Source organism: Mesorhizobium sp. M0276, assembly GCF_040321755.1.
In the GTDB taxonomy this organism is placed as follows: Bacteria; Pseudomonadota; Alphaproteobacteria; order Rhizobiales; family Rhizobiaceae; genus Mesorhizobium.
The window spans coordinates 98,660-124,281 of the sequence record NZ_JAMYSC010000014.1; the positions used below are offsets into that span (position 1 = coordinate 98,660).

Annotated in this window: 21 protein-coding genes and 2 tRNA genes; 11 read left to right on the top strand and 12 right to left on the bottom strand. The window is 63.0% G+C overall.

What is annotated here, in order from left to right:
- Positions 1-86 precede the first annotated feature (86 nt).
- The 5 genes from NKJ01_RS13575 to NKJ01_RS13595 form a co-directional block, all read right to left on the bottom strand.
- On the bottom strand, positions 87-1,229 hold the full coding sequence (locus NKJ01_RS13575; RefSeq protein ID WP_352728570.1) for a slipin family protein: 1,143 nt from the start codon (positions 1,227-1,229) through the stop codon (positions 87-89).
- A 336-nt stretch (positions 1,230-1,565) separates the two neighbouring features.
- Positions 1,566-1,640, bottom strand: a tRNA-Leu gene (locus NKJ01_RS13580).
- Between the two features lie 2 nt (positions 1,641-1,642).
- A tRNA-OTHER gene (locus tag NKJ01_RS13585) sits at positions 1,643-1,716 on the bottom strand.
- A gap of 228 nt (positions 1,717-1,944) precedes the next feature.
- Complete coding sequence (locus tag NKJ01_RS13590; RefSeq protein ID WP_352604932.1) at positions 1,945-2,493, bottom strand: histidine phosphatase family protein; 549 nt, start codon at positions 2,491-2,493, stop codon at positions 1,945-1,947.
- Between the two features lie 96 nt (positions 2,494-2,589).
- On the bottom strand, positions 2,590-5,616 hold the full coding sequence (locus NKJ01_RS13595) for a caspase family protein (RefSeq protein WP_352728572.1): 3,027 nt from the start codon (positions 5,614-5,616) through the stop codon (positions 2,590-2,592).
- 97 nt (positions 5,617-5,713) lie between these two features.
- Between NKJ01_RS13595 and NKJ01_RS13600 the strand changes: the two genes are divergently transcribed.
- The 3 genes from NKJ01_RS13600 (at position 5,714) to NKJ01_RS13610 (ending at position 9,452) form a co-directional block, all read left to right on the top strand.
- On the top strand, positions 5,714-6,661 hold the full coding sequence (locus tag NKJ01_RS13600) for an AEC family transporter (protein WP_352728574.1): 948 nt from the start codon (positions 5,714-5,716) through the stop codon (positions 6,659-6,661).
- A 225-nt stretch (positions 6,662-6,886) separates the two neighbouring features.
- Complete coding sequence (locus NKJ01_RS13605) at positions 6,887-8,344, top strand: NAD-dependent succinate-semialdehyde dehydrogenase (protein WP_352728576.1); 1,458 nt, start codon at positions 6,887-6,889, stop codon at positions 8,342-8,344.
- 85 nt (positions 8,345-8,429) lie between these two features.
- A complete protein-coding gene (locus NKJ01_RS13610; RefSeq protein WP_352728578.1) occupies positions 8,430-9,452 on the top strand; it encodes an aldose epimerase family protein in 1,023 nt (340 codons plus the stop codon).
- Between the two features lie 141 nt (positions 9,453-9,593).
- Here NKJ01_RS13610 and NKJ01_RS13615 read toward each other — a convergent pair whose 3' ends face one another.
- A complete protein-coding gene (locus tag NKJ01_RS13615) occupies positions 9,594-10,514 on the bottom strand; it encodes a sugar kinase (protein ID WP_023757692.1) in 921 nt (306 codons plus the stop codon).
- A 150-nt stretch (positions 10,515-10,664) separates the two neighbouring features.
- Between NKJ01_RS13615 and NKJ01_RS13620 the strand changes: the two genes are divergently transcribed.
- Together NKJ01_RS13620 and NKJ01_RS13625 are read left to right on the top strand one after the other, a co-directional pair.
- Positions 10,665-11,114, top strand: coding sequence for a FixH family protein (locus NKJ01_RS13620; RefSeq protein ID WP_352728579.1), 450 nt, complete (start codon positions 10,665-10,667; stop codon positions 11,112-11,114).
- A gap of 7 nt (positions 11,115-11,121) precedes the next feature.
- On the top strand, positions 11,122-12,321 hold the full coding sequence (locus NKJ01_RS13625; protein ID WP_352728581.1) for a cytochrome c peroxidase: 1,200 nt from the start codon (positions 11,122-11,124) through the stop codon (positions 12,319-12,321).
- A 1-nt stretch (position 12,322) separates the two neighbouring features.
- On the opposite strand, the gene NKJ01_RS13630 is transcribed toward NKJ01_RS13625, so the two are convergent.
- Positions 12,323-12,775 (bottom strand): Lrp/AsnC family transcriptional regulator, encoded by a 453-nt coding sequence (locus tag NKJ01_RS13630; RefSeq protein WP_023757689.1) that lies wholly within the window; start codon positions 12,773-12,775, stop codon positions 12,323-12,325.
- 164 nt (positions 12,776-12,939) lie between these two features.
- Between NKJ01_RS13630 and putA the strand changes: the two genes are divergently transcribed.
- Positions 12,940-16,551: a bifunctional proline dehydrogenase/L-glutamate gamma-semialdehyde dehydrogenase PutA gene (gene putA, locus NKJ01_RS13635; protein WP_352728583.1), complete on the top strand. Its 3,612-nt coding sequence runs from the start codon at positions 12,940-12,942 to the stop codon at positions 16,549-16,551.
- A 13-nt stretch (positions 16,552-16,564) separates the two neighbouring features.
- On the opposite strand, the gene hmuQ is transcribed toward putA, so the two are convergent.
- The 4 genes from hmuQ to NKJ01_RS13655 all read right to left on the bottom strand — a co-directional run bounded on the left by hmuQ (position 16,565) and on the right by NKJ01_RS13655 (position 20,671).
- Entirely contained in the window at positions 16,565-16,879 is a 315-nt protein-coding gene (gene hmuQ / locus NKJ01_RS13640) for a heme-degrading protein HmuQ (RefSeq protein WP_352604986.1), read from the bottom strand.
- Between the two features lie 54 nt (positions 16,880-16,933).
- Entirely contained in the window at positions 16,934-17,950 is a 1,017-nt protein-coding gene (locus NKJ01_RS13645; RefSeq protein WP_352728585.1) for a TonB family protein, read from the bottom strand.
- A gap of 91 nt (positions 17,951-18,041) precedes the next feature.
- Positions 18,042-18,485, bottom strand: coding sequence for a hypothetical protein (locus NKJ01_RS13650; protein ID WP_352728635.1), 444 nt, complete (start codon positions 18,483-18,485; stop codon positions 18,042-18,044).
- 5 nt (positions 18,486-18,490) lie between these two features.
- Positions 18,491-20,671, bottom strand: coding sequence for a TonB-dependent hemoglobin/transferrin/lactoferrin family receptor (locus NKJ01_RS13655; protein ID WP_352728587.1), 2,181 nt, complete (start codon positions 20,669-20,671; stop codon positions 18,491-18,493).
- Between the two features lie 192 nt (positions 20,672-20,863).
- Here NKJ01_RS13655 and hemP point away from each other — a divergent pair, with 192 nt between their 5' ends.
- From hemP to NKJ01_RS13680, 5 genes are read left to right on the top strand one after another with little or no spacing between them, the layout of a single operon-like run.
- Positions 20,864-21,070, top strand: coding sequence for a hemin uptake protein HemP (hemP, locus tag NKJ01_RS13660; protein WP_023757683.1), 207 nt, complete (start codon positions 20,864-20,866; stop codon positions 21,068-21,070).
- Between the two features lie 22 nt (positions 21,071-21,092).
- Complete coding sequence (locus tag NKJ01_RS13665) at positions 21,093-22,154, top strand: hemin-degrading factor (RefSeq protein WP_352728589.1); 1,062 nt, start codon at positions 21,093-21,095, stop codon at positions 22,152-22,154.
- An 11-nt stretch (positions 22,155-22,165) separates the two neighbouring features.
- On the top strand, positions 22,166-23,056 hold the full coding sequence (locus tag NKJ01_RS13670; protein WP_352728591.1) for a heme/hemin ABC transporter substrate-binding protein: 891 nt from the start codon (positions 22,166-22,168) through the stop codon (positions 23,054-23,056).
- 11 nt (positions 23,057-23,067) lie between these two features.
- Complete coding sequence (locus NKJ01_RS13675; protein ID WP_352728593.1) at positions 23,068-24,171, top strand: FecCD family ABC transporter permease; 1,104 nt, start codon at positions 23,068-23,070, stop codon at positions 24,169-24,171.
- A gap of 25 nt (positions 24,172-24,196) precedes the next feature.
- Positions 24,197-24,985, top strand: a complete 789-nt coding sequence (locus NKJ01_RS13680) for a heme ABC transporter ATP-binding protein (protein WP_352728595.1) — start codon at positions 24,197-24,199, stop codon at positions 24,983-24,985.
- 31 nt (positions 24,986-25,016) lie between these two features.
- Here NKJ01_RS13680 and rirA read toward each other — a convergent pair whose 3' ends face one another.
- Complete coding sequence (rirA, locus tag NKJ01_RS13685) at positions 25,017-25,481, bottom strand: iron-responsive transcriptional regulator RirA (protein ID WP_352728597.1); 465 nt, start codon at positions 25,479-25,481, stop codon at positions 25,017-25,019.
- Between the last annotated feature and the right edge of the window lie 141 nt (positions 25,482-25,622).

Consider the following 25,622-nt stretch of genomic DNA (forward strand, 5'->3'; position numbering starts at 1 on the left):
CGGCGGCCCTTCCCCTGACGTAACGTCAGCCATTGTTTCGATGCAGGTCGCTTTCCCAAGCAGGAACCAGTCTTGGGCGGCATGCATCAGCTGTCGCGGAGCTTGACCAGGTCGTTGAGCAGTCCGCCCGTACCGTTGTGGACGGTCAGCCGCTCGACCTTGCCGGCGATGGTTTCCAGAGCCTCGAGCTCCTTCAGCCGCAGCATTACCGGGTTTTCCGCCATCACCCTGGCCGTGTTGAGCAGCGAACGCGTGGCGTTCGTCTCCTCGCGGCGACGGATGATGTTGGCCTCGGCCTGCTTTTCGGCCGACACCACCTGGTTGAGGATCTCGCGCATCTCGCCCGGCAGGATGACATCCTTGAGAGCGATATCGCTGACCTCCACTCCGATCTCGGCCATATCGGCGCGAACCTTGGCCGCCGCCTCCTCGTCGATCGTCACCTTCTTTTCAAGGATCTGGTCGAGCGTCAGCGCGCCAAGCGTCTTGCGGAAGGCGTACTGCAGGGCGCGGTAGAGGGCTTCGGAGAAGTCCTTCACAGCGCTCACCGCCTTGACCGGATCGACGACGCGGTACTCGGCTGATATGTTGACGCGGATCGTGACGCGATCCTTGGTCAGCACTTCCTGCCCGGCAACATCGAGCGACTGGCGCTTGAGGTCGACGACCTTGATCTGCACCATGCGTCCGACGTTCCAGAAGCCATGCACGCCCGCCGTCAGCGTCCTGACCAGGACACCGTCGATGAACAGCAGTCCGGATTGACCATCGACGACCGGATGGACGGACATCAATTCCGCCTTCCGAGCCTGGCCGAGCCGGCGCATGACTGCCAAATCGATGGCGAGGTCGACCGATGTGTCGATCAGCGTCACCTTCCACGGACCGGCATCCGTCCACAGCACCAGCTTGCGATCCGGCGCCAGCACGGCGTGCAAATTGCCGTCACGCTCGATGATTGCAACGTCCGTGCGCCCGGTGCGAACGACGGTGAAATGACGCGCGGCCACATCCGGGAGCTTGTCGAACAACGCCTTCTCGTATGCCGAAACGAATTCCGGGTTCTTTAGATCGTGCCGGGACACTTCGAGGCTGCCGCGCCGGTTGGCGAGCCAATGTTCGCCCGGCATCAGGACGGCCTTGATCTCACCCTTGTGCAGGGTGAGGGCACGTTCGTTTTCCCTTACGAGGACGCGCTCGCGTCCAAGAACCTGATCGAGAATAGTCATTGTCTTTTACTCCAGTCGGGCATGGCCCCATGCGAGGCGTCAAGTCATGCGTCGATCGTCCTTTTCGTTTCTCGTTTCACATCGTTTCGTCCGGGCACGAATGATCCGGGGACTGGTGGCATCAATCCGTGGCGGGCCTGCGGGAGCGGATCGCGAGGCAGCGAAGCGAGCGCCGGAGGCCCTGGCCTCCCTTGCAGGCGACACTGCGCCTTGATCGTCACCGCGGGCCTGGCCGCGAGCCGATGGCGGAAGACGCTCAGGATGATCCGTGCCCGAGGGCCTGGGCCATCCGTCCAGTCTTTCGCATTCCAGTCCCCGGACCGTTTTCGAATGGCTTGGAAGCCAATGGAGAAGGAATCGAACCTTCGACAGTCAGATTCTCGATCTGATGCTCTACCCAACTGAGCTATCCGTGGTGCAGATGAAGGGAATTGAACCCCCGACCTCCGGACCCAAATCCGGCGCTCTCCCGCTGAGCTACATCCGCGATCCCAATCCCCAAAGCGGCGCCGTATACAGGGCGGCAAAGCCGCCTGCACGGGCGGAGACGAAAGCTCCAACCGTTGTGCTCACTCCAGTTCTCGTGACCGGGAGCGCGCCTATAGCCCCTGCGACGGGTTGTCGCAAGCGGGATTGTCGCGGCTGATTTGCGGCGTCTTTCAATGGTGGCATTTCGGCAACACTGCTTCAAACCATCCGTGATGGAGTGCAGTGCCTAAAAGGTGACCCGGCCGAGTACGCGCAGGCCATCGTCCTGCGGTTCGACGACCACGGCCTCGCCTTCGCGGGGCGAAACGCCGGTCAGTGCCTGGATATTTTCCAGATGGGTGACCATGACCAGATTGTCGGAGCCGGAATAGGCGCGGATCTCCTTCAGGATCGCTGCGATCTGAGAGGCTTTTTGCGCCGCGTCGCCCTTCAGGAGATCGAGCGGTGCAAACAGCTTCGGTTCGGCCTCGAAAGCAATGCGGGCGGTGTCCACGCAGCGGCAGTAGCGGCTGGACAGCACGCGCTCGATAGGTGCTGCACGAGCGGCGAACAAGGCGCCGATCTTGCTTGCCTGCTGCTTGCCGCGTGCGGACAGGTTGACCTGGGTGGCACAGCTGTCGATGTCGAAATTGACCGGATCAGTGGTGCCGGTGACCATGGCATGACGCAGTAGTACGACATGGCCGCCATCGCGTAATAGTGCCCAGCCGGCGTCCGTGGCGTGGGCTGCGGCCGGGATGGCCAGCAGAAGCAAAGCCAGCACAAATCGAATCATAGGCTATCCTTCTCCGGTTCCCGGCAATGGGTTCCGGTGACCGGACATATAGGGACGTAAAGCCAGCCGAAAGACAAGGCGCGGTCGGGCGGAGCCCTACTTCTTGGCCATCTGCTTCTTCGCCAGATTGATTTTCTGGTCGGTCAACGGAATGGGCATCGTGTAGCCGGCTTCGGTAAACCCCCGCTTGGCGTTCTCGAAGAATTCGATGGCTTTCAGATATTCCAGCTTACCCGCGCCGTAACTGGCGTGGTTCCAATGGACGTCGCCGAGGTTGTTCTGTTCGAAGGCCCACTGCAAGGGCTGACTCTCGCGGGTGAATACCTTCAGCGTCGCCGTGAAGGCTGCCTCAGCGTCATTGAGGTATTTGTCCGTGCGTTCGAGATTCCCGAGGTTGAGCAGACTCATGCCTATGCCGTTCTGGGCGTTGGCCCAATCGATGGGGGCGGCTTCGATAGTCAGCACCTCAAGCGCTGCCCGCCGGGCCGCGATGGAATCCTGCAGGGTTTTGGGATTGGCATCGCTCATGCTCAGCCAGTGCAGCGCCGACCCGAGACCGGCCTCACTCAGCGCCCATTGCCGCGGGTTCGTCTCGCGCTTGTACTCGCGCAACGCATCGCGATAGGCGGCGATGGCCTCGCCGTAATGTTCGGGCTTGTCCGTGACGCCGCCGAGAAGCTGCAGCGTGTTGCCGAGATTGTAGTGGCTCATCGCCCAGTCGAGGGGGAATTTTCGCCTGACATAAACCTGCCGCGCGGCCTGGAAGGCGTTCACCGATTGCTCGAGCTTGGCCGCGTCTCGGGTGCGCTGGCCAAGCGTCTGGTAGATCGATCCGAGATTGTTCTGCGCCGACGCCCAGTCCGTCGGGAAACGCTGGCGGGTAAACACCGTCAGAGCATCGTCATAGGCCGCCGCTGCCTCTTCGAGCGCGCCGGTCCCCATATCGAAGCGGGCGACACCACTCAGTGCGTTGCCGAGATTCAGCCGGCTGGTTGCCCACGAGACCGGGAAGGTTTCGCGGGTTCGCACCTCAAGCGCGGCACGGAATGCATCGGCCGCCTCGTTGATCTTCTCCTTGACGTTAAGCTGAATGCCGAGCGACACCAGCGTGTTGCCGAGATTGTTCTCGACCATCGCCCATTCCACCGGCGCTTTTTCGCGGGTGTATTCTTCGAGCGCCAGCCGGTAGGCGGCTTCGGCTTGCGTCAGATGCTCGCTGGCGGGTTCGCGTTCGGAAAGCGCATAGAGCGCCAGACCGAGATTGTTTTGCGAAGCCGCCCAGTCGAGCGGCACCTTGTCGCGCGGGCGCTTCTCGAGTGTGGCGCGCATCGCCACCACCGCTTCATTCAGGCGCTTCGGGTCGCTCTCGCGTTCGCCGATCTTCAAGAGCACGTTGGCCAGATTGTTTTGCGCGGCGGCCCAGTTGAGGTCGTCCTTCTCATGCTCGAAGACGACAAGGGAATCACGGAAGATCCGAGCCGCTTCTTCGAGGTGAGCCGTTTCGGTCTCGCGCTCGCCGATGGTCTGCAGAACCACCGCCATGTTGTTGCGGGTGATCGCCCAGTCGCGGTTCTGTTCGCCATTGGGAATGAAGTTGAGGATGATGCGATAGGCCTCGATGGAGTGCTGCAGCGCATCGAGGTCACCGGTGGCGTAGCCGTAAGCGTTCAGCGCCTCGGCTTCCTGGTTCTTGTAGTTCCAGCGCAGCTTGTCGTCCCATTTTTCCGTCAGCGAAAACGCCTTGGCATAGTCGCCGGCGGCGGATTTGTAGTCGAAGACAAGTGCCGAGGCACCGGCGCGCCTGGCGTAGATCGCGGCATCGGCAAGACGCTTCTGCTTGACGAGATCCTCGGCCTCATCAACCGCATCGTTGGTCTGCTCGACCCGGCCGACGGCGTCGTCGAGGAATTTCCGCGCCGTCACGATGGCGCCCTGGCCGATCGCCTTGTCGGCGGAGGCGACCAGCCGTTTGATCTCCGGATCGTCGGTGCGCAGTGCGGCGCGCTCGGACATCATCTTCTTCAGGCGTTCAGCTTGGGCGTCGAGCACCTTTTGCAGGTCGGTCGGATCTTCGGGGATTTTTTCCCTGCCTAGCGCCTTCAGTACGCCATAGAGCGCGTCGAGCGGCACGCCTTCCTGCAGCGAGGCCAGTTCCACCTGTGCCCGTTTCGGGTCGGGCAGCTCGGAAATCGTCAACAGCAGCTGGCGCCGTTCGCCGGTGATCAGCCCGTCGTCGCCGGTCGGTTCCGCTGGTGCGACGCCGAAATAGAGTAGCCGGCGCAGGCTTTCATTGACCCAGGGGCGCTGCTTTGCCTTGGTGTCGAGATAGACCTCCTCGGTCACCATGCGCATCACCGAGCCGAACTCGGTGCCCTTCATCGCCGCGAGGTGGCGCAGCAGGGCGGCCGCGTAGGGGCTGTTTTCGCCGGCGGCGCCATCGAGCGCCGGACGGCCCGGCTCGGCGGCAAAGCCGACCACCGTGCCCAGGCTTGCGTCGGCCGCCGGCGCATTGCCCAGCGCCTTGGCGCCGCGCACCGGTTCCAGCCCGCCGGCGCCGATGGGCGAAGCGGAGGCGGTCGGGGCGCGCCGCACCACGGCGCCCGCGGGAAACGGGTTGGTGCGGCATGCATCGAGCAGCATGATCGTCACCGGTACGGTCGTTTTCAGCGCGTCCATGACGGCGGATATCGGCACCAGTGCCTCGTCGGCATCTCTGAGTGACGACACGTCGGCATCGACCGGAACCAGATAGTTCTCGCCGCCGGCCTCGATGCCGTGACCGGAATAATAGATGAAGGCGACATCTGCACCTTCGGCATCTTCCGTGAAACGCTCCAGGTCGCGCTTCAGCTTGGCGGTGTCGCGATCGGTGACGCTGCGGGCGTCGAAGCCGAGATCAGTCAGCATCTTGGCCATGTCGCGGGCGTCATTGGCCGGGTTGGGGAGGGCGGCGATGTGCTCGTATTTCGACTGGCCGATGATCAGCGCCACGCCCTTGAGGTTTTTGGTTTCGGCGGCGCGGGCCATACCAACGCCGAGGCAAAGCAGCACGGCGACGAGAGCTGCCAACCGTCGGACAAGATTGCCGTTCCAAGTGCCGACAAAGGCCATTTGTCGTTTCATCCGCCCGATGCTTCAAACCCTCTATAAGCCTGCCAGCCGACGATGATCAAATTCGGGCGCGATTGCGCCGCCGCCGTGGCTCGCCTATCCCTGAAAAATGTCTCCGCTCACCGAAACCGTCCTTTTCGTCTTCAGTCTTGTCGCGCTCGGCTATCTCGCCGGGTTTACCGGCTATTTGAAGCCGGCGAGCGGCGAGGGCATAGCCGATTTTGCGGTGAGCGTAGCGATGCCGCTGCTGTTGTTCCAGACCATGGTGAACGCGGATTTCCACGGAGTGGCACCTTGGTCGCTGTGGGGCGCCTATTTCGCGGCCGTGGCAATCACCTGGGCCGCCGGCCACCTCGTCACCACGCGGATATTCGGGCGAGATGCACGCGCCGGCGTCGTCGGCGGAGTTTCATCGGCCTTTTCCAATATCGTGCTGCTCGGCGCCCCCTTTATCCTCGGCATATTCGGAGCGGATGGTTTCGAGGTACTGTCGTTGCTGGTGTCAGTGCATCTGCCGATCATGCTGATGGCCTCGATCGTGTTGTTCGAAGCCTTCGGCCGCGCCAGCGGCGAACCGGTGCATCCGTTGCGCGTTATCCATAGCTTCCTCAAGCGGCTTTTCATGAATCCGTTGATCATCGGCATTCTGGCAGGACTTGCATGGCGCATCACAGGTGCGCCGCTGCCTGATGTCGCCATGCGCCTGGTCGATGCATTGGCCGGTACGGCGGGGCCGGTTGCGTTGTTCGCCATGGGGCTCAGCCTGCGCCGCTTCGGCATTTCGGGCAATATCAGGCCGGCGCTGGTGCTTTCGGCGTTGAAGCTGTTCCTGATGCCGGCGCTGGTCCTCGCCTTCGTCTGGCTTCTCGGCCTGCCGCCCTTGACGGCCAAGGTGGCGGTGATGGTTGCCGCGATGCCATCCGGCGTCAATTCCTATCTGATCGCGGTGCAGTTCAACACGGGCCAGGCGTTGGCGTCGAACCAGATGACCATCGCGACCGCCTGCGCCGCCATCACCACCGCTTTCTGGCTGACGGTGGTGCTCCACGTTTTCTGATACGATATATGCCGATTTTCGGGTGATGCCCGCCTGCGATCGGCATCTCATAAGCGAGCCTGCTCTCGCCTCCGACTGGCCCAACCCCTATATGCCATGTAGCGATTGCTTGCGGGCCTTGCCCTAGGTAAAGAGCAATGGCTCCGGCGAGCGGGCTTCAGTCCATGGCGCGCGCTCACCGAAGACTTCACAGACCGGCCGTCAGTGCCGAACGGAGGATAGACCATGCTTCAGAAAACCAGCCATTTCATGCGGCAGGCCAATCTCATCAACGGCGAATGGGTGCAGGCCGACAGCGGCCAGACGGTCGACGTCAACAATCCGGCCACCGGCCTCAAGATCGGCACTGTACCGAAGTCGGGCAAGGCCGAGACCCGCCGCGCCATCGAAGCCGCCGCAGAAGCTTTCAAGAGTTGGCGGAAGACGACTGCGCTCGAGCGCTCGAAGCTGTTGCGCAAGTTGCACGACGCGATGATGGACAGCCAGGACGTGCTGGCCGAGCTGCTGACCATCGAGCAGGGAAAGTCGCTGTTCGAATCGAAGGGCGAGATCGGCTCCGCCGCATCCTATGTCCTGTGGTTCGCCGAGGAAGGTCGCCGCACCTATGGCGACGTGGTACCATCGCCGTGGGCGGACCGCCGCATCCTGGTGACCAAGGAGCCGGTCGGCGTCATCGCCGCCATCACGCCGTGGAATTTTCCGTCCTCGATGCTGGCCCGCAAACTCGGCCCGGCGCTCGCCGCCGGCTGCACCGCGGTGGTAAAGCCCGCCTCGCAGACGCCTTACTCGGGTCTTGCCTGGGGCGCGCTCGCCGAGGAAGTCGGTTTCCCGAAGGGCGTCATCAACATCCTGACCGGCTCGGCCAGCGAGATCGGCGACGAGATCTGCGCAAATCCGCTGGTGTCGAAGATCACCTTCACCGGCTCGACCGAGGTCGGAAAGCTTCTCATTCAGAAGTCGTCGGTCACCGTCAAGAAGGTGTCGATGGAACTCGGCGGCAACGCGCCGTTCATCGTCTTCGACGACGCCGACCTCGATCGTGCCGTCGCCGGTGCGATCACCGCCAAGTATCGCAATTCCGGTCAGACCTGCGTTTGCACCAACCGCTTCCTGGTTCAGTCTGGCGTCTATGACAAATTCGTCGAGAAGCTCGCCGCCGCCAGCAACGGGCTGAAGGTCGGTTCCGGCCTCGAGGACGGCGTGCAGCAGGGACCGCTGATCGACGAGAAGGCGGTCGAGAAGGTCGAGGAACTGATCGCCGACGCGACGTCCAAGGGCGGCAAGGTCGTCGCCGGCGGCAAGCGCCATGCGCTCGGCGGTTCGTTCTTCCAGCCGACGGTCATCGCCAACGCGACACCCAAGATGCGCTTCATGAAGGAAGAGATATTTGGCCCGGTCGCACCGGTATTCAAGTTCGACACCGAAGAGGAAGCCGTCGCGCTCGCCAACGACACCGAATTCGGCCTTGCCTGCTATTTCTACACCGGCGATCTCGGCCGCGCCTTCCGCGTCATGGAAGGACTGAAATACGGCATGGTCGGCGTCAATGAAGGCCTCATCACCACACCGGAGGCGCCGTTCGGCGGCGTCAAGGAATCCGGCCTTGGCAAGGAAGGCGGACATCAGGGCATCGAGGATTATCTCGATACCAAATATGTCTGCATTGGCGGCCTCGGCCTCTGATAAGCTATTCCTGAGATGGGGAGGCCGATGGCCTGCCCGTTTTGTGCGGGAAACCAGCCGACTGGATCAACTGGCATTTGCGGGCATGGCGATGAAGGACGGCGAGGTTTTCGGTACGACGCAGGCAGGCGAGGCGGTGCGTCGCTTCACGATCAGGGGCGGCGGCATCACTGCCAACATCCTTGGCCTGGGAGCGATCATCCAGGATCTGCGCCTAACCGGGCACGATGCGCCGTTGGTGCTCGGCTATGACCGTCTGGGTTCCTATGAGACCGATACGGCCTTCTTCGGCGCGGTCGTCGGCCGCTATGCCAACCGCATCCGCGATGGCCGTTTCACCATCGCCGGCAGTCGCTATCAGACCGAGCAAAATTTCCTCGGGAAACATACGTTGCATGGCGGCTCGCAGGGCTATTCCCACAGGCCGTGGACGGTTTCGCTGCATGGCAGGGATTTCGTCACCCTGACGCTGCATGACCCCGATGGCTCGATGGGCTTTCCCGGCGCGCTCGACGTCACCTGCACCTATCGGCTGAAGATCCCGGGCACGCTCAGTGTCGAGCTGACCGCCACCTGCGAGGAGCCGACGCTGTGCAATCTCACCCAGCATTCCTATTTCAACCTGGATGATGGCGGTGCCGGCGACATTCTCGACCACAGGATGATGCTGAATGCCGGTGCCTATCTGCCGGTCGATGGCGACATGATCCCGACCGGGGTGGTCAAGCCGGTTGACGGCACGCCGTTCGATTTCCGCCAGGCGCGGCCGTTGCGCATGGAGACCGAGGGCGAGCAACTGCCCTACGACCAGAATTTTTGCCTTGCCGCGTCACGTGGACCGCTCAAGCAGGCGGCATGGACGCAAGGCGCCAGTTCCGGTGTCGAGATGGAAGTCTGGACCACCGAGCCCGGCGTTCAGCTCTATACCGGCCAGTACGTGACGCCGCGTACCGGACTCGAAGGCCGCAACTACAAGGCCTTTTGCGGTTTCTGCCTGGAGCCGCAGGTATGGCCGGATGCGCCGAACCGGCCCTATTTCCCGCAGGCAACATTGTGGCCGGGCGCGATCTATCATCATGTGACGGAGTATCGCTTCCGCCTGCCTTAAGGTCCGCCGATGTTCAGGTCAGGCCGGCCTGCAAAAAGCAGTTTCCTGCGCTTCCGGTGCTCGCGTACCCAAAAGTACGCTCCGCTCCGGTTCTCGGAACCTACTGTTTTCGGCTCGGCCTGACCTGAATCTCACCGGACCTTAGCCTTCGAAAGCGTTTCGCAGCGTCTCGAACGGCGCCAGCGCGCCGCGCACCTGCACCACGGCGGCGGCGACGCGATGGGCACGGCGTGCGGCTTCCAGCGCCTCATGGCCGGCAAGACGAGCTGCAAGATAACCGCCGTTGAACGAGTCGCCTGCGCCGGTCGTATCGACGGGGTCGGCGACATGGATCGCCGGGACCTCGCACAGCGTTTCTCCTTGGGCAATCAGTGCCGGCGCTTCGCCATTCTTGACGACGACCTCACCGACGAGTTGCCCGAGCCGCTCTGCCGTCGCCCGCGGTGTTTTATCACCAAACAGCATCTGCTCGTCGGGGTAGGTCGGCAGTGCGATATCGGTGACGACAAGGGCTTCGGCGATCGCGGCCTGCGCCTCCTCGCGATTGCGCCAAAGCCGCGGCCGGTAATTGGGATCGAACGCGACAGTCGAGCCGGCTGCCCGCGCCTTGGCGACAGCCGCCAGCAATGTGGTGCGCGCGGCCTCGCTCAGAATTGCCAAAGTGATGCCGCTGAAATAGACAAGGGCCTGATTTTCCAGGTTTTTCGATAGTGCTGCAGGATCCGAGGCAAGCTGCCGGGCAGCAGCGTCGGAACGCCAGTACGTGAAGGAGCGCTCGGCGCCGGTGAGCGTGATGGCATAGAGACCCGGTCGCGCCCCCGCTATGATGGGGCTGGAGCCGATGCCGATGCCGTTTTCCGCGAAGAAGCCGATTTGGCCTTGGGAAAACGGATCGTCGCCGAAGGCCGAGACATAGGTTGCGGGCCGCTCAGTGCTCAACGCGTGCAGTGCCCAAAGCGTGTTGAACGTGTCGCCGGCAAAGCCCATGCGCCAGTTTGGTCCCGTCTGACCCGACAGTTCGAGCATGCATTCGCCGATCGAGGCGACGCCGTTTCCCGCCATCTGCAATCCTCCAGTGATCTCGCTGCTGTAGCTTTTTGCCACCGGCAGCGCCATGCTTGGCAAGCAGGGTTTTTTCCGCCATGGCGTTTTCCCACAGCTGGCGGGATGCGATCCGTCCGGCAGAGCGTTGTCTGCAGAAGAGGAAACGGTTTGGCATCGATATGGCGCTATCTTCTCGCAGGTTTTGGTCTGGCTGCCTTGCTGGTCGGAATTCTCGCGGTGGTCTATCTGACGGCGCCGCGGTCGTCGCACCCTGCCGGCCCGGATGTTTCGCGCACGAAGAACACCGACAACGGGCTATTCGTGGCTAGTTTCTTGCCGGAGCGGGGCGTTGTGCGGCAAGGCCAGCTGCAATCGTGGCTGCTGACGCTGAAGACAAAGTCTGGAACTGCGGTCGAGGGGGCCGCGATCACGATCTCCGGTGGCATGCCGCTGCACAGTCATGGCCTGCCAACCAGCCCGCAGGCGACCGACTATCTCGGCGACGGACGCTATCGCATAGAGGGGGTGAAGTTCACCATGAGCGGCTGGTGGCAGCTGCATTTCGCCATTTCGGCCAATGCCGGCTCCGACACCGTGCTCTTCAATGTGGTGCTGTGAGCGAGAAATGAGGTGGCTTTCACGTTTTCTGGCAATGATGGTTGCCGTTATGCTTGCCGGTTGCGGCGAGCCTGACTTCTCCGACGCCGAGAAGAAGACCATCGCCTCGCTGGCGCTGTCCTCACTGCCGCCGCCCAAGCCCGACACCACCAACCGCTTTGCCGACGTGCCGGCCGCCGCCGCACTCGGTTCGACGCTGTTTTTCGATCAGGGCATGAGCCGTGATGGCACGGTATCCTGTTCGACCTGCCATAAGATCGACCGGCAATTCCAGGACGACCTGCCACAAGCCGTCGGCGTCGGCCACACCAACCGGCGCACCATGCCGCTGGCCGGAGTGGCGCGCGATCCCTGGTTCTTCTGGGACGGCCGCCGCGATAGCCTGTGGGCGCAAGCGCTAACACCGCTCGAAAATCCACTGGAGCAGGCAGGAAACCGCGCTGCCTACGCCCATTACATCAAGGCGCGCTTCGGCGAACGCTACGAGCGCATCTTCGGGCCGCTGCCCGATTTTTCCGACATGCCGTCGAATGCCAGCCCGCTTGGAAACGATGCTGAGAAGGCTGTTTGGGACGCGATGAGCGGCGTGCAGCGTGACGCCATCAACGGCGTCTTTGCCAATATCGGCAAGGCGATCGCCGCTTTCGAACGATCGATCGAGCCAGCGCCGACGCGCTTCGACCGCTTTGCGATGGACCTCGTCACCGGCGCCGAGCCGAAAGGCGACGCTGTTTTTTCGAAGGAGGAGATCCTTGGGCTAAAACTGTTCATCGGCAAGGCCAATTGCGTGACCTGCCACAACGGCCCGCGCTTCACCGACAACGGTTTTCACAACACCGGCGTGCCGCCCGTTGCGGGCCTGCCGCCAGATCGCGGCCGCATCGATGCCGTGCGCCAAGTCGAAGCCGACCCGTTCAACTGCTTCGGCGCCTATCGCGATGGCGACGCCACCGCCTGTGGCGAACTGCGCTTCATGGTCAAGGATGCGCCGCAACTCATCCGCGCCTACAAGACACCGTCGCTGCGCGGAGCCGCAACGCGGCCGCCCTACATGCATGCCGGGCAGTTTTCGTCGCTCGACGAAGTGGTGGCGCACTACGCCAAGGCGGCCCCTAGCGTGGAGGGTACGTCCGAAGTTCATCCGCTGGAGCTGTCGGATCATGAACGTGCGGCGCTGGTGGCGTTCCTGAAGACGCTTTCGGAGTGAGTTACCGATCCTTCACCGTCTCCATTGCCACGAAGGTCGAGGTCTGGGCGACGTGGGGCAGGGCTGAAATACGCTCGCCCAAGACGCGGCGGTAGGCGGCGATATCCCGGGTGCGAACCTTCAGCAGATAGTCGAAGCTCGACGCCATCATGTGGCATTGTTCGATCTCCGGCACGGCCTGCACGGATCGGTTGAAGGCGTCGAGCGCGGCGGATCGGGTGTCGGACAACTTCACCTGGACGAAGGCAACATGGCCTTCGTCCATGCGCTCGCGGTCGATGATCGCCTGGTAGCCCCTGATGTAGCCTTCCTTTTCCAGCCGCTTCACCCGCGCCTGGACGGGCGTCTTCGACAGGCCGACCTTTGCCGCCAGTTCTGACATGGACAGCCGGCCATCGCTTGCCAGCGCCGCCAGGATATTCCTGTCGATGCGGTCCAATTGGTCTTCTGTCATCGAAGTTTCAGGCCATATGTCAATTTCTGGACGCCCAAGATAGGGCAAATGAGCTGCAGTGTCGATTTCTTTGGACCGGCCGAAATTTCGCATTTGTGCTAGCTTGCGCCATTCGGTTCGGTGACCGCCGTCCCGATCCCCTTTGCTCGATCCATGGGACCGCCATGCCAGCGCTTGATGCCATCCGCCAGCAGATCCGCGCCAACTATCTGCCCGACGAAGACGAGGCCGTGAAGCGACTGGCCGAGGCGACGGGGCTTTCAGCGAAAGACCGCAAGGCAATCTCTGCCCGCGCCGCGGATCTGGTGCGGGCGGTGCGTGGATCGTCCGATCCAAGGCTGATGGAAGTCTTCCTCTCCGCCTACGGTCTTTCCACCAAGGAAGGCGTGGCGCTGATGTGCCTGGCCGAGGCGTTGTTGCGCGTGCCCGACACCGAGACGATGGACGACCTCATCGCCGACAAGATCGCGCCGCACGACTGGTCGGCGCATTCGGGCGGCTCGAGTTCCATTTTCGTCAACGCCTCGACCTGGGCGCTGATGCTGACCGGCCGTGTCCTCGATGAAGGCGAGGGCGGCATCGAAGGCACGCTGCGCTCGATGGTGCGGCGGTTGGGCGAGCCGGTCATCCGCAAGGCAGTGGCCGCCGCCATGCGCGAAATGGGCGAGCAGTTCGTGCTCGGCCGCACCATCACTGAAGCCGTCAAGCGCGGCCGACCAATGACGCAGAAGGGCTATCTCTATTCCTTCGATATGCTGGGCGAGGCAGCCCGCACCGAGGCCGATGCCTTGCGTTACCACAAGGCCTATGCCGACGCGATTTCCTCGCTCGACGCCGGTTCCAATGGCCCTGATATCCGCCAGAACCACGGAATCTCGGTCAAGCTGTCGGCGCTGCATCCGCGCTATGAGGTGGCGCAGAAGGACGGGATGCTGCCGGTCATGGCCGAGCGACTGCTGTCGTTGGCGCTGGCCGCGCGCCATTCGCGCATGGGTCTCAACATCGATGCCGAGGAGGCCGACCGCCTCGATCTGTCTCTCGATGTCATCGAGCGGGTGCTGGCTGAGCCGGAGCTCGCCGGCTGGAACGGTTTTGGTGTGGTGGTGCAAGCGTATGGACCACGCGCGGCCTTCGCCATCGACTGGCTCTATGCACTGGCCAAGAAGTACGACCGCAACATCATGGTGCGGCTGGTCAAGGGCGCCTATTGGGACACCGAGATCAAGCGGGCGCAGACGCTCGGGCTCGCCGGTTATCCCGTCTTCACCCGCAAGGTCAACACTGATGTCTCCTACATCGCTTGCGCGAAAAAACTGCTTGGCATGACCGACCGCATCTATCCGCAATTCGCCACCCACAATGCCCACACCGTCGCCGCCATACTGTCGATGGCTGACAATCGCGATACCTTCGAGTTCCAGCGCCTGCATGGCATGGGTGAGGCCCTGCACGAAACGGTGCGCCGGGCCGAGGGCACGCGCTGCCGCATCTATGCACCAGTCGGTGCGCATTCCGATCTGCTTGCCTATCTGGTCCGCCGGCTGCTGGAGAACGGCGCCAACTCCTCATTCGTGCACCAGCTCACCGACGAGGACGTCGAGCCGGAGGACATTGCCCGCGATCCACTCGAAACCGTGGAGAGCCAGGGTCCGGCCGCCAATCCGGCGATTGCCCGGCCTTCGCAGATTTTTGGGGCCGGTCGCCGCAACTCGAAGAGTTTCGATATCACCGACACAATGACGCTGGCGGCGATCGACAAGGCCAGGGCGGCCTTCGTCGGGCCGGATCGCTGGCATGCCAAGCCGATCACCCGGGCGGCCGGCTACGGCAAGCAGCGTCCAATTGTAAACCCGGCAAAGCCTTCCGAGGTGGTCGGCACGGTCAGTGAAGCCGCTGCCAAGCAGGTGGCGACCGCCGTTCGCTTTGCAGTGGAAGCGCAACCGGCCTGGGCGAAGCGTCCCGTGGGCGAGCGCGCGGCCATCCTGAACCGCGCTGCCGATCTCTACGAGGCGAATGCCGTCGAGTTCTTTGCACTCGCCACTCGGGAGGCCGGCAAATCGCTGGCCGACGGCGTCGCCGAGGTGCGCGAGGCCGTCGACTTCCTACGCTACTACGCCACTGAGGCGGCCAATGCGGAGGCGGGCACGCAAGCGCGCGGCGCCATCGCCTGCATTTCGCCGTGGAACTTTCCGCTCGCCATCTTCACCGGCCAGATCGCCGCCGCACTCGTCACCGGCAATTCGGTTATCGCCAAGCCGGCCGAGCAGACGCCGCTGATCGCTTTCCGCGCCGTCGAATTGCTGCGCGAGGCCGGCCTGCCGGAAGATGTCATCCAGCTTCTGCCCGGCGACGGCCCATCGGTCGGCGGGCCGCTCACCGCCGATCCGCGCATTGCCGGCGTCTGCTTCACCGGCTCGACCGAGGTCGCGAAGCTGATCGAGAAACAGCTGGCAGAGACGGCCGCGCCCGACGCAATGCTGATCGCCGAGACCGGCGGTCTCAACGCGATGATCGTCGATTCCACCGCGCTGCCCGAGCAAGCCGTGCGCGACATCCTGGCCTCGGCCTTCCAGAGTGCCGGCCAGCGCTGCTCGGCGCTGCGCGTGCTCTATGTGCAGAAGGACGTCGAGAAGAAGATGCTGGAGATGCTGAAGGGCGCCATGGAGGCGCTCAGCGTTGGCGATCCCTGGCGGATTTCGACCGATGTCGGCCCTGTCATCGACGACGAGGCGCAGAGTTCGATCCGCGAGTACTGCACGAAGATGGGCCTGCAGGGCCGGCTGATCGCCAAGATCGAGGCGCCCAAAGTGGGCCGCTTCGTCGCGCCGCATATCTTCCGGGTCAAGGGCATCGAGGACATGGAGCGCGAGGTGTTCGGGCCGGTGCTGCACGTCGCCACGTTCGACGCCGACGAGATCGACGGGGTCATCGCCGCCATCAATCGCAAGGGCTATGGCCTCACCTTCGGCCTGCACACCCGCATCGAGGGCCGCGTTCAGCATTTCGTCGACCGCATCCATGCCGGTAACATCTACGTCAACCGCAACCAGATCGGTGCCGTCGTCGGTTCGCAGCCGTTTGGCGGCGAGGGGCTTTCAGGCACCGGTCCGAAGGCTGGCGGTCCGCACTATCTCCGCCGCTTTCGCAAGGGGCCGGAGGCCGGCACCCATTTGCAGGATGGTCATAAGGTCACGGCGACCGAACTTGCCGACAATCTGCCCGATCCCACACTTGGCGGCTGGTCGACGCGCCCGGACCGGATCGCCATTCTGAGGAAGCATCTGCGCGGCAAGGGTGCCGCAGCCATTGGCGCTGCCGCCGGTATCGACTTCGGCCAGGTCGATCTGCCCGGACCGACCGGGGAAGCCAACACGCTCTCGCTGTCGCCACGCGGACGGGTGCTATGCCTTGGTCCCGATGGCGATACGCTGCTCGCGCAGACGATCCAGGCACTCGCTGCCGGCAATGCCGTGCTGGCGGTCGCGCCCGGTGCACCGGCGGCGCTCTCGGCGCTGACCGGCAAGGGCCTGCCGCTGGCCGCCTTGGACGGCCGGCCGGATCCGGTCGAAGCGCGATCGCTGCGCGTCGATGTCGTCGCTTTCTCGGGCACGCCCGAGGCCGCGCGTGTCGTGCGCAAGGTCATTGCCGACCGCTCCGGTCCGATCGTGCCGCTGGTCAGCGAGGTGTTGAACCCGGCGGCCTATGCACATGAACGGGCTGTCTGCGTCGATACGACGGCTGCCGGGGGCAATGCGAGCCTGCTGGCCGGAGCTTGACCCCGGCCTGTCGTTACGCGCCTTCGACGACCGAAAAGCCCTCGAACTGGGGGTGGCCGAGATAGTGCACTTTTGTCGCGCCGACATTGCGGTGGGCGGCACGGAAATTCTCCGATTTGGTCCAGGCGATAAAATCATCATGGCTCGCCCACACCGTATGCGACGCAAACAGCGTGTAGCCTTCGGCCTCGTTGACCGGGCCACGCAGCAGGTGGAATTCCCTAAACCCCTTCATCTCCGCGAGGCTGGAGTCGCGGTTCTTCCATACGGCCTCGAAATCGGCCTCCGAGCCGGCCTGCACCTTGAAGCGGTTCATGGCGATGTACATCGTGATTCCTTTCATGCTTGACGATCGATGGCTGGCGTAACGGGCCACGGAGACTCAGAATGGGCCGATTGGTGCTTTGAACCGCCAGCTTAACTTTCCGGTCTCCGGCGGAATGGGAGGGAAGGGTGCCTGTTTTCGCACCAGCTCCAACGCGAATTGATCGAGTTCCGGAGAGCCTGAGCTTTTGGCAAGTTGCAAGTCGCTGATGTTTCCATTGGCCAGCACCACAAATGCCACCATAGCATTGTTGCGGGCGGTCGATTGCGCTGCTTTCGAAACGCGGCGATTGGCGCGAGCCAATTTGTTGGCCACCTCGCCGCTATAGAGAGACGTTGCCGCGTTGCCGGCATCGGTTTGTTTTTTGCCTTTGCTGGCAATGGCCGCTTTTATTTCGCGGCCGTCCGCTGTGCCGCGCTTCTCGTATGGTTCGCTAGCAGTTGCTGGGACAACTGCCGGAGTTGGCCTGGCGCTTGGAATCGGCGCCTGTTCTGGAACGGCGTCAGGCATTTCGATGCTCTCGGCCTGAACGGTCGGCTGCGCCGGCGTTTCGGTCTTGGGAGCCACACTCTGGTCATCGGACCGTGGGGCGCCGGCCACCAATATGTTCGGTGTCACCGCTGGCTGTTTGACAGGTTGCGGCAAAGGCGCGAGCGGCGGCTTCGCCGCTTCCTGGGCTGGTCGAGAAGGCTCCATTGGCGCCGACGGCTTGGGCGACCTTGCTGGCTGTGGCTTAGTCGGTTGCGGGTTCGGCACCAGCGCAACATTTATCGCCGCCGGGTCCTTGTCCTGCGCGCTGCCGACCACGTTGGCACCCGATTGATCACTGCCTTCTGACTGAATTGCGTCCTGGAAACTGGATATCCCTGAAGGGGAGATCAGAAAAGCCACTGCCACCGCGGCATGGAGCAGGCAGGAGACGACAATCGCTGCCGTCCATTTGCGGTTCCAGACCGATGGCCGCGGCAGCGGCCCGGTCGGTTTTATCGCTAGCTCGGCGCTGGCGTCTGTGAGGGGGCTGATATCCTGCATGTCTCGCGTCGAGACCTGCAGCGACCCGAGCAGAATTGTCAAATCAAGATCGCTTGGTCCAGAGGACAGCGAGCGGAAGCCGGCCAGAGGCCATGCCACTGTGGTTCGCGTGAATGCGGGATGCAGTCCCACCTCAGATTCCGAAAGCGATCCCGGTCTTGGTGCCCGTCTTCAGCTTTCGTATGCAGGCGTTCGGTTCGACGCCGGTACCGGTGCATTCGGTCGCGCTGTTGATCAGCACGCGGCTGATTCTCGAACACTCGGTGCCGGCCAGATCGAAACGTGTCACCTTGGTCTTGCCTGCCGGCAATTCCTTGAAGTCGAGCACGGTCAGCCGGTCGACGACGCCGGCCTCGTTGAACAAGGCGATCTCGAACGCCGCCTTGGACAGGTCGGCGCCGAGATTGTTGTTGACCACGAACGTCAGGCGGCACCCCTTGTCGGAAGGTTGTGCAGCGTTGAGCTCGAGGGTGAGCGCAGGGACCGGCGCGGACTCTTGTGCCCACGCCGGAACCATCGCAAGCGACATCGCCAGCATCGAGGTCAGCAGACGAAGGGATGTCGTCAAGCTCGTCATCGTCATCAGCCTCCAAATCGCATCGTTGCCGCCAGCTTCAGGGTGATGCCCGGCTCATAGACCGCGACGGTCGTGCTTCCGTTGAGCGGGTTGGCGTATTTGACATCGAACAGATTATCGGCGCGGAAATCGACCTTCAGATTGTTCGTCGCCTGATAGCTGGCGAAGGCATTGACTAGCGTATAGTTCTTGGCCACCGCATTGCCCTTCGGCTTGCCATTGTACTGCACTTCGCCACCGACAGTCAGCTTGTCCTCGAGGAAGCGCAACCCGAGTTGCGCGGTGACCTGGGAGGAGGGGATGGTGGCGAGATCTGCCCGGTCGCCTTCATACGAGATCGTGTGACCGTTGATGATGGAGGCGGAAAGTCCGGCATAGCCCCATGCAGCGTCGTAAACGCCTTCCATCTCGAAGCCATTGATCTTGGCTTTGGCGAAGTTCTGATACTGGAAGCAGATCGGGATGCCGGGGCCGAACGGGCAGCCGCTGGTCGGATCGAACGGCGACAGTGTCACGCCATCGATATAATCGTCGACATCGTTGTTGAAATAGGCGGCCTTGATGCGGAGTGCATCGCCAGCCTCTATCATGTCGTTCTGCTTGTAGTTGATGCCGAACTCGGTCGTCTTGCCAGTTTCAGGCCGCAAATTTGGATTGGGCAGGAACGGGAAGCTCACGCCCGCCGGATGATTACCGCTGATCAGCGTCTCGGTAATCGACGGCGAGCGATAGCCTTCCGCATAGGTGCCATAGAACTGAAGGCCTGCAAGACCGGCGGATTCGAACGGCGTGACACCGACGGTGATGCGCGGGGACACCCTGTCGCCAGATGTGTCGCGGGTATCATCCTTGAGGCTGTAGCTATCGTAGCGCAGCCCGGCGATGACTTCGAGCCACTCCCAGGTGAGCTTGTCCTGGACATAGGCGCCGGAGACGTTGCGCTTGCCCGACGGCGTGTAGAAGCTGTCGCCGCCAGCTGCACCGCCCGTCTTGACGTTGTCGCCAGCCCAGTCGCCGCCATAGGTCAGTTCATGCGCGATGCCGCCCGTTTCGAACCGGGACGTGTTCCAGATGTCGATGCCTGTCGTGCCGACATCGAATGTCGACTGCGATCCTGCCGGCAAGACTACGGGAAGGCCGGTCACCGGATCAAAGCGGTTTTGCGGGACAAGGCTGGTCAGATCGAGGTTGGTCTTGTTGTAGGAGGTGTTGATGTGGAGATCGAGCCAGCTTTTGTCCGCATCCGTAATGTTGTAGCGGGCCGTGAAGGTATTCGACTTCAGGTCGACGTCATTGACCGGGACGCCGCCGCTGATCTCGGTCCAGCCATCGCTTGAACCGACCCAGCTGAGCTTCAGTTCGCTGTTGTCGGTCGGCCGGATGGTGGTCTTGAGCAGGCCGCTCAGCACGTCGAAGCCGGTGCCCTTGACGGTGTCGCCGCCGCCGTCCTTGTAGTCGTCGTAGTTGCGGTAGACGATGTTGCCGAGCGCGTCCCAGTTCTCGTTGAAGCGGTAGGCGCCGGATGCGCTGGTGGTCCAGCCCTTGCCGTTGCTGTCATAGCGTCCCGTGACGGAGCCGGCCCATGTCTCGTCCGGCTTGAGAAAGTCCGCGGCGTCCTTGGTGTCGAAGAAGACGACGCCGCCGATGGCGCCCGAACCGTAGGTGTTGGCGACAGGTCCACGGATCACGTCGACGGATTTGACGAGTTCGGGATCGATGTAGAAGGTCGACTGCGTGCCGTGGTCGGAGCGCTGAAAATTCTGCCGCGCGCCATCGACGATGACCGCGACGCGGCCGAAATCCTGCAAGCCGCGGATGTTGATGCTGGTGCTGACGCGTCTGGCGTCGGCCTGTGCCGCAACACCGGGCACGCCCAGCAGCATCTCATTGGGCGTCGTCGCCATGCGGCGGTTGAGCTGTTCCTGGCCGACATGGCTGGCCGACGCCAGCGATTCGATCGCCGTCTCGCCGGTGCGGCTGATGACGAGGATCTGGTCGAGCAGCGTTGCACCCGCAGGTGCGGCCTTTTCTTCGTCAGTCTTCTTCGTTTGATCTGTCTGCTGGTCCGCCGCCTGCTGAGCGTTGGCCGGTTGCGCCGACAAGGCGATCGCCGCTACGCTTGCCAGCAAAGCCGCAGCGCCGTTCGCCGCTGACCGTCCGTGCCATTCCCAATTCACCAACCCCATGCCCCAACTCCAGGTTCCATGCTGGCTGGCCTGGGCCTGGCTGGCACTTTTTGATCGTATCCGGCGTCTTAAATCTTGACTCATTTAATCCGGTATTGCACTGACTAGTAAACATGATTATTCGAGTCAAGATATGAATCGGATTACGCAACGCCTAGCCAGACGCCCGGCACAGGAAAGGGATCGATCCAGATGAACACCCACAATCCCAACGATTTTCGCTATCGCGTCCGCCGTTCCGACGATGCCTCCGCACGTTTCGACCGGGTTCCGCTGGCGGTGCGAACCCTGTCCAGCAACACCCTGTTCCAGGGCGAGCACGAGATCGGCATCGAGCATCACGGCGCGCTCTACCGGCTGAAGATCACCCGCCAGGGCAAGCTCATTCTCAACAAGTAAGGCAAGGCTATAGGGACGAGACATGGACCAGCGCGTAAAACCCGCCCCGCATGAAATCCGGCGGGCACGGACAGACAATCCGAAGGCGCGCGAGCGTGATCTGGCTGCCCAACTCGGCATTTCGGAGGCCGAGCTGGTCGCCGCGCATTGCGGCGATGGCGTCGTTCGCATCGAGCCGCGCGTCAACGATCTTTTGACCGGCCTCGAGGCAGTCGGCGAGGTCATGGCGCTGACCCGCAATGAAAGCGCGGTGCACGAAAAGATCGGGGTCTATGACAAGGTCGTCACCGGCAACCACAATGCCATGGTGCTTGGCGAAAACATCGACTTGCGCATCTTCCCGAAAGCGTGGGTGCATGGCTTTGCCGTGGAAAAGCGCGATGGCGACGAGATCCGCCGCAGCCTGCAGTTCTTCGACGCGGCAGGCGAGGCCGTGCACAAGGTGCATCTGCGGCCGGCCTCCAGCCTCTATGCGTATCAAAAATTGGTCGCCGCGCTCGAATCGTCCAATCAGGAGTCGACGGTCGACATTTCGGGGCCTCTCCCCGACGACGAGAGCCATGGTGACGAAGCGACCGCCAATCTCGACGACCTGCGTGACCGCTGGAGCCGGCTGACCGACGTGCACCAGTTCTTCGGCATGCTGAAGACGTTGAAGCTCAGCCGCCGGCAGGCGGTGCGCATGGTCGGCCAGGACTATGCCTGGCTGCTCGACAATGACGCCGTCCGTGCCATGTTCCATCACGCCGCGGAGGGCGAGATACCGATCATGTGCTTTGTCGGAAACCGCGGCTGCATCCAGATCCATTCCGGTCCAGTCAAATCCATCAAGCCGATGGGACCATGGATCAACGTGCTGGACGAAACCTTCCATCTGCGCCTGCGAACCGACCACATCCACGAGGTCTGGGCCGTGCGCAAGCCGACCAAGGACGGTCATGTCACATCGCTCGAGGTCTATGACGCCGAGGGCAAGATGATCATCCAGTTCTTCGGCAAGCGTCATGAAGGCGAGAGCGAGCGTGACGATTGGCGGTTCCTGGCAGAAAACCTGCCGCGCATCCCAAGCCCGACGGCAGCCTGAGGAGAACGACAATGGGTTGCATCTCCAAGGTCATCGCCGCGCCGGCGATCGGTCTGTCCCTTGCTTTCGTCGCACTGCAACCTGTCAACGCCACGGAAGGCACGGCCGTATTTGCCGATCCCTCGAGGATTGCGGCCATTGGCGGCTCGATCACCGAGATTGTCTTTGCGCTCGGCGAGGAGAAGCATCTGGTGGCGCGCGATTCCACCAGTCGGTATCCGAAAGCGGCGCTTGAGCTGCCTGATGTCGGCTACATGCGCGCGCTGTCGCCGGAAAGCGTCCTGTCGGTCAACCCGACCGGCATCCTGGCGCTGCACGGCAGCGGTCCCAAGGAAGCCGTCGATGTCTTGAGGAAGACGAGCGTCCCGTTCATCGAAGTGCCCGAGCACTATAGCCACGAGGGTATCCTCGAGAAGGTCCGCATCGTCGGCAAGGCACTCGGCGTCGACGCCAAGGCCGAGGCGCTGGCCAAGGAGCTTGATGCCAGGCTCACGGCCGCCGAAAAGCAGACGGCCTCGATCATGCAGCGCAAGCGCATCCTGTTCGTTCTGTCGATACAGGGCGGCAAGATCCTGGCGGCCGGCAGCGAGACCGCCGCCGACGGAATGGTCAGGTTGGCTGGCGGCGTCAACGCGGTCGAAGGCTTTTCCGGCTACAAGCAAATGTCCGACGAGGCTGTTATCACCGCCAGGCCGGACGTGATCCTGATGATGAGCAATGCCGGGCCTCCGGTGTCGGACGACGAACTGTTCGGCAACCCGTCGATCGCCTCGACGCCTGCCGGAACCGCGCGCAAGCTGATCCGCATCGATGGCGCCTATCTGCTCGGCTTCGGGCCGCGCACCGCTGACGCCATCCATGAGCTCGCCGTCTCACTTTATGGCGGGCAGGTCACGGATTGAGCAGGCAAATTATGGTCGATCAATCGATCGCCGGTCCGGTGAAGGCGATGGCGAGCGCATCCGAAGGCGACCGGTCAGGCCGCGCCCGCATCGTCATCGTGCTGCTGTGCCTGGGGCTCTTCATTGCCGTCCTGCTATCACTGATATCAGGAGCGTCGGACGCGTCAGCGGTCAATGTCATCAGCGGTTGGCTGTTCGGCACCGTGCCTGATAACGCCGCGTTGAGCGCCCGCGACAGCTTGATCGTCTATGACATCCGTTTGCCGCGTATCACCCTCGGCCTGCTGGTCGGCGCGGCGCTCGCAGTCTCCGGCGCGGTCATGCAGGGGTTGTTCCGCAATCCGCTGGCCGACCCCGGCCTCATTGGCGTTTCGGCTGGCTCCAGCCTCGGCGCAGTTGCCGTCATCGTACTCGGCGCCACAGTGTTGGCTCCGGCGACAGCCATTGTCGGCACGCTTGCGCTGCCACTGGCCGCCTTCTTCGGCGGGCTTGCGACGACTTTGGTGCTCTATCAGGTTGCGACACGACGGGGGCAGACCTCGGTTGCCACAATGCTGCTCGCCGGCATCGCGCTGGCCGCGCTCGCCATGGCGCTGACCGGCATTCTCATCTTCATGGCCGACGACCGCCAGTTGCGCGACCTGACCTTTTGGTCACTCGGATCGCTAGGCGGTGCGACCTGGGCGAAGATTGCTTCGGCCGGACCGATCATTGTCTTGGCGCTGGCGGCGATGCCATTCCTGGCACGCGGCCTCAACGCCCTGGCGCTGGGTGAGGCGACCGCCGGCCATCTCGGCATTCCGGTGCAGCGGCTGAAATACACGGCCATCATCGGGGTCTCGGCGGCGGTCGGCGCGTCCGTCGCGGTCAGCGGCGGCATCGGCTTCGTCGGCATCGTGGTGCCGCATCTGCTGCGCTTGGCTATCGGCCCGGACAATCGCTATCTGCTGCCGGCGTCGGCGCTGCTCGGCGCCTCATTGCTACTGCTGGCCGATGCGGTCGCTCGCACCGCCGTGGCACCGGCCGAACTGCCGATCGGCATCGTCACCGCGTTTGCCGGGGCGCCGTTCTTCCTTTGGATCCTGCTGCGCAAGCGCGGCGTAGTCGACCTGTGAGAGTCGTTTATTTGCGAGAGTTGGGATGATCGAGGCAAGGGACGTTTCGGTTGACATCGCCGGCAAGCGTATCGTCAGCGGTGTCGATTTCCACGCGCGGCCCGGCGAGATCGCCGCCATCGTGGGCCCCAATGGTTCGGGCAAGACGACCTTCCTCAAGGCGCTCTCCGGCGACCTCGCCTATACCGGGCGCATCGCCCTCAACGGCCGCGATCTCTGCGCGATGAAGCCGGTTGAGACCGCCGTCCAGCGCGCGGTGCTGCCGCAGGCGACGACGCTGTCGTTCCCGTTCACGGTGCGAGAAGTGGTCAAGCTTGGCCTTGTCGGCGGCCGCTCGGGCGTCCTGCCGGGCGAGGATGCGCGGCTGCCGGAACGGGCGCTGGCGCGCGTCGATCTCGACGGTTTTGCCGGACGTTCCTACCAGGAACTTTCGGGCGGCGAGCAGCAGCGTGTCCAGCTTGCGCGCGTGCTGTGCCAGGTCTGGGCGCCAGTGCTCGACGGCAAGCCGCGCTATCTCTTCCTTGATGAACCGGTTTCCAGCCTCGACATCAAGCACCAGCTGATCATCATGAACATTGCGCGCGACTTTGCCAGAAGAGGCGGCGGCGTGGTTGCCATCCTGCACGACCTCAATCTGACGGCCATGTATGCCGACCGGATCTCCGTCATGCATTATGGCCGGTTGGCCGCCACAGGGTCGCCGCAGGACGTGCTGAGCGATGACCTGATCGAAAAAGTGTTCGACTGCCGGCTGAGGGTCGGCGTGCTGCCGGCCGGAAACATGCCGTTCGTGCTGCCCCAGTCAGCGGCCTAATTTATTGCAGTAGGTCTAGCCAGAGACACGTTCAGGCAGCCGGGGCGCGGCGCTCCAACAGCATGTCGATGCCGAGCAGGTTGCGCACATTCGGGCGCGCCGCCACCAGATCGGCGATCGTGTAGCGCTCCAGCACCGCGAAGAACGCGTTCAGCGCCTCGCGCAGCGCCGAATTCAGCGCACAGCTATCGACCAGCGGGCATTCGGCGGCATCGTTCTCGAAGCATTCGGCCATGGCGAAGCTTTCTTCCGTCACGCGCACCACATCGAACAGGCTGATCGCTCCGGCGCCACGGCCAAGCTTGACGCCGCCATTCCTGCCCCGCACGGTCTGGACAAGGCCGTGTTCGACCAGCGGCTGCAGGATCTTGAACAGGAACAGTTCCGACACCGAATAAGCGGCGGCAATCTCGGGGATGCGGCTCAGCCGGTCATCGTTTGCCGCGCAATACATCAGGATGCGCATGGCATAATTGGTCTGGCGCGTTAACCGCATTTTGTCCTCGCAAAGCAATAGGTTGAATCGAATATGGCCCATACCTTGGAATAATTCCAGACTAGCGCGGCATAATAGGTGAATATTCGCGTCAACTTATGTGCAAGGCCGGGGAAAACCGTGACCGCGCAGGATAGGGCG

Excerpts from the sequence above, each read along its gene's own strand:
- NKJ01_RS13575 (WP_352728570.1), bottom strand. The coding sequence starts at position 1,229 with ATGACTATTCTCGATCAGGTTCTTGGACGCGAGCGCGTCCTCGTAAGG.
- NKJ01_RS13610 (WP_352728578.1), top strand. The coding sequence starts at position 8,430 with ATGGCGATGAAGGACGGCGAGGTTTTCGGTACGACGCAGGCAGGCGAG.
- NKJ01_RS13625 (WP_352728581.1), top strand. The coding sequence starts at position 11,122 with ATGAGGTGGCTTTCACGTTTTCTGGCAATGATGGTTGCCGTTATGCTT.
- NKJ01_RS13655 (WP_352728587.1), bottom strand. The coding sequence starts at position 20,671 with ATGGGGTTGGTGAATTGGGAATGGCACGGACGGTCAGCGGCGAACGGC.
- NKJ01_RS13600 (WP_352728574.1), top strand. The coding sequence starts at position 5,714 with ATGTCTCCGCTCACCGAAACCGTCCTTTTCGTCTTCAGTCTTGTCGCG.
- hmuQ (WP_352604986.1), bottom strand. The coding sequence starts at position 16,879 with ATGTACATCGCCATGAACCGCTTCAAGGTGCAGGCCGGCTCGGAGGCC.
- NKJ01_RS13650 (WP_352728635.1), bottom strand. The coding sequence starts at position 18,485 with ATGACGAGCTTGACGACATCCCTTCGTCTGCTGACCTCGATGCTGGCG.
- NKJ01_RS13670 (WP_352728591.1), top strand. The coding sequence starts at position 22,166 with ATGGGTTGCATCTCCAAGGTCATCGCCGCGCCGGCGATCGGTCTGTCC.
- NKJ01_RS13605 (WP_352728576.1), top strand. The coding sequence starts at position 6,887 with ATGCTTCAGAAAACCAGCCATTTCATGCGGCAGGCCAATCTCATCAAC.
- putA (WP_352728583.1), top strand. The coding sequence starts at position 12,940 with ATGCCAGCGCTTGATGCCATCCGCCAGCAGATCCGCGCCAACTATCTG.
- NKJ01_RS13680 (WP_352728595.1), top strand. The coding sequence starts at position 24,197 with ATGATCGAGGCAAGGGACGTTTCGGTTGACATCGCCGGCAAGCGTATC.
- NKJ01_RS13590 (WP_352604932.1), bottom strand. The coding sequence starts at position 2,493 with ATGATTCGATTTGTGCTGGCTTTGCTTCTGCTGGCCATCCCGGCCGCA.
- rirA (WP_352728597.1), bottom strand. The coding sequence starts at position 25,481 with ATGCGGTTAACGCGCCAGACCAATTATGCCATGCGCATCCTGATGTAT.
- NKJ01_RS13665 (WP_352728589.1), top strand. The coding sequence starts at position 21,093 with ATGGACCAGCGCGTAAAACCCGCCCCGCATGAAATCCGGCGGGCACGG.
- NKJ01_RS13615 (WP_023757692.1), bottom strand. The coding sequence starts at position 10,514 with ATGGCGGGAAACGGCGTCGCCTCGATCGGCGAATGCATGCTCGAACTG.
- NKJ01_RS13630 (WP_023757689.1), bottom strand. The coding sequence starts at position 12,775 with ATGACAGAAGACCAATTGGACCGCATCGACAGGAATATCCTGGCGGCG.
- hemP (WP_023757683.1), top strand. The coding sequence starts at position 20,864 with ATGAACACCCACAATCCCAACGATTTTCGCTATCGCGTCCGCCGTTCC.
- NKJ01_RS13675 (WP_352728593.1), top strand. The coding sequence starts at position 23,068 with ATGGTCGATCAATCGATCGCCGGTCCGGTGAAGGCGATGGCGAGCGCA.
- NKJ01_RS13595 (WP_352728572.1), bottom strand. The coding sequence starts at position 5,616 with ATGAAACGACAAATGGCCTTTGTCGGCACTTGGAACGGCAATCTTGTC.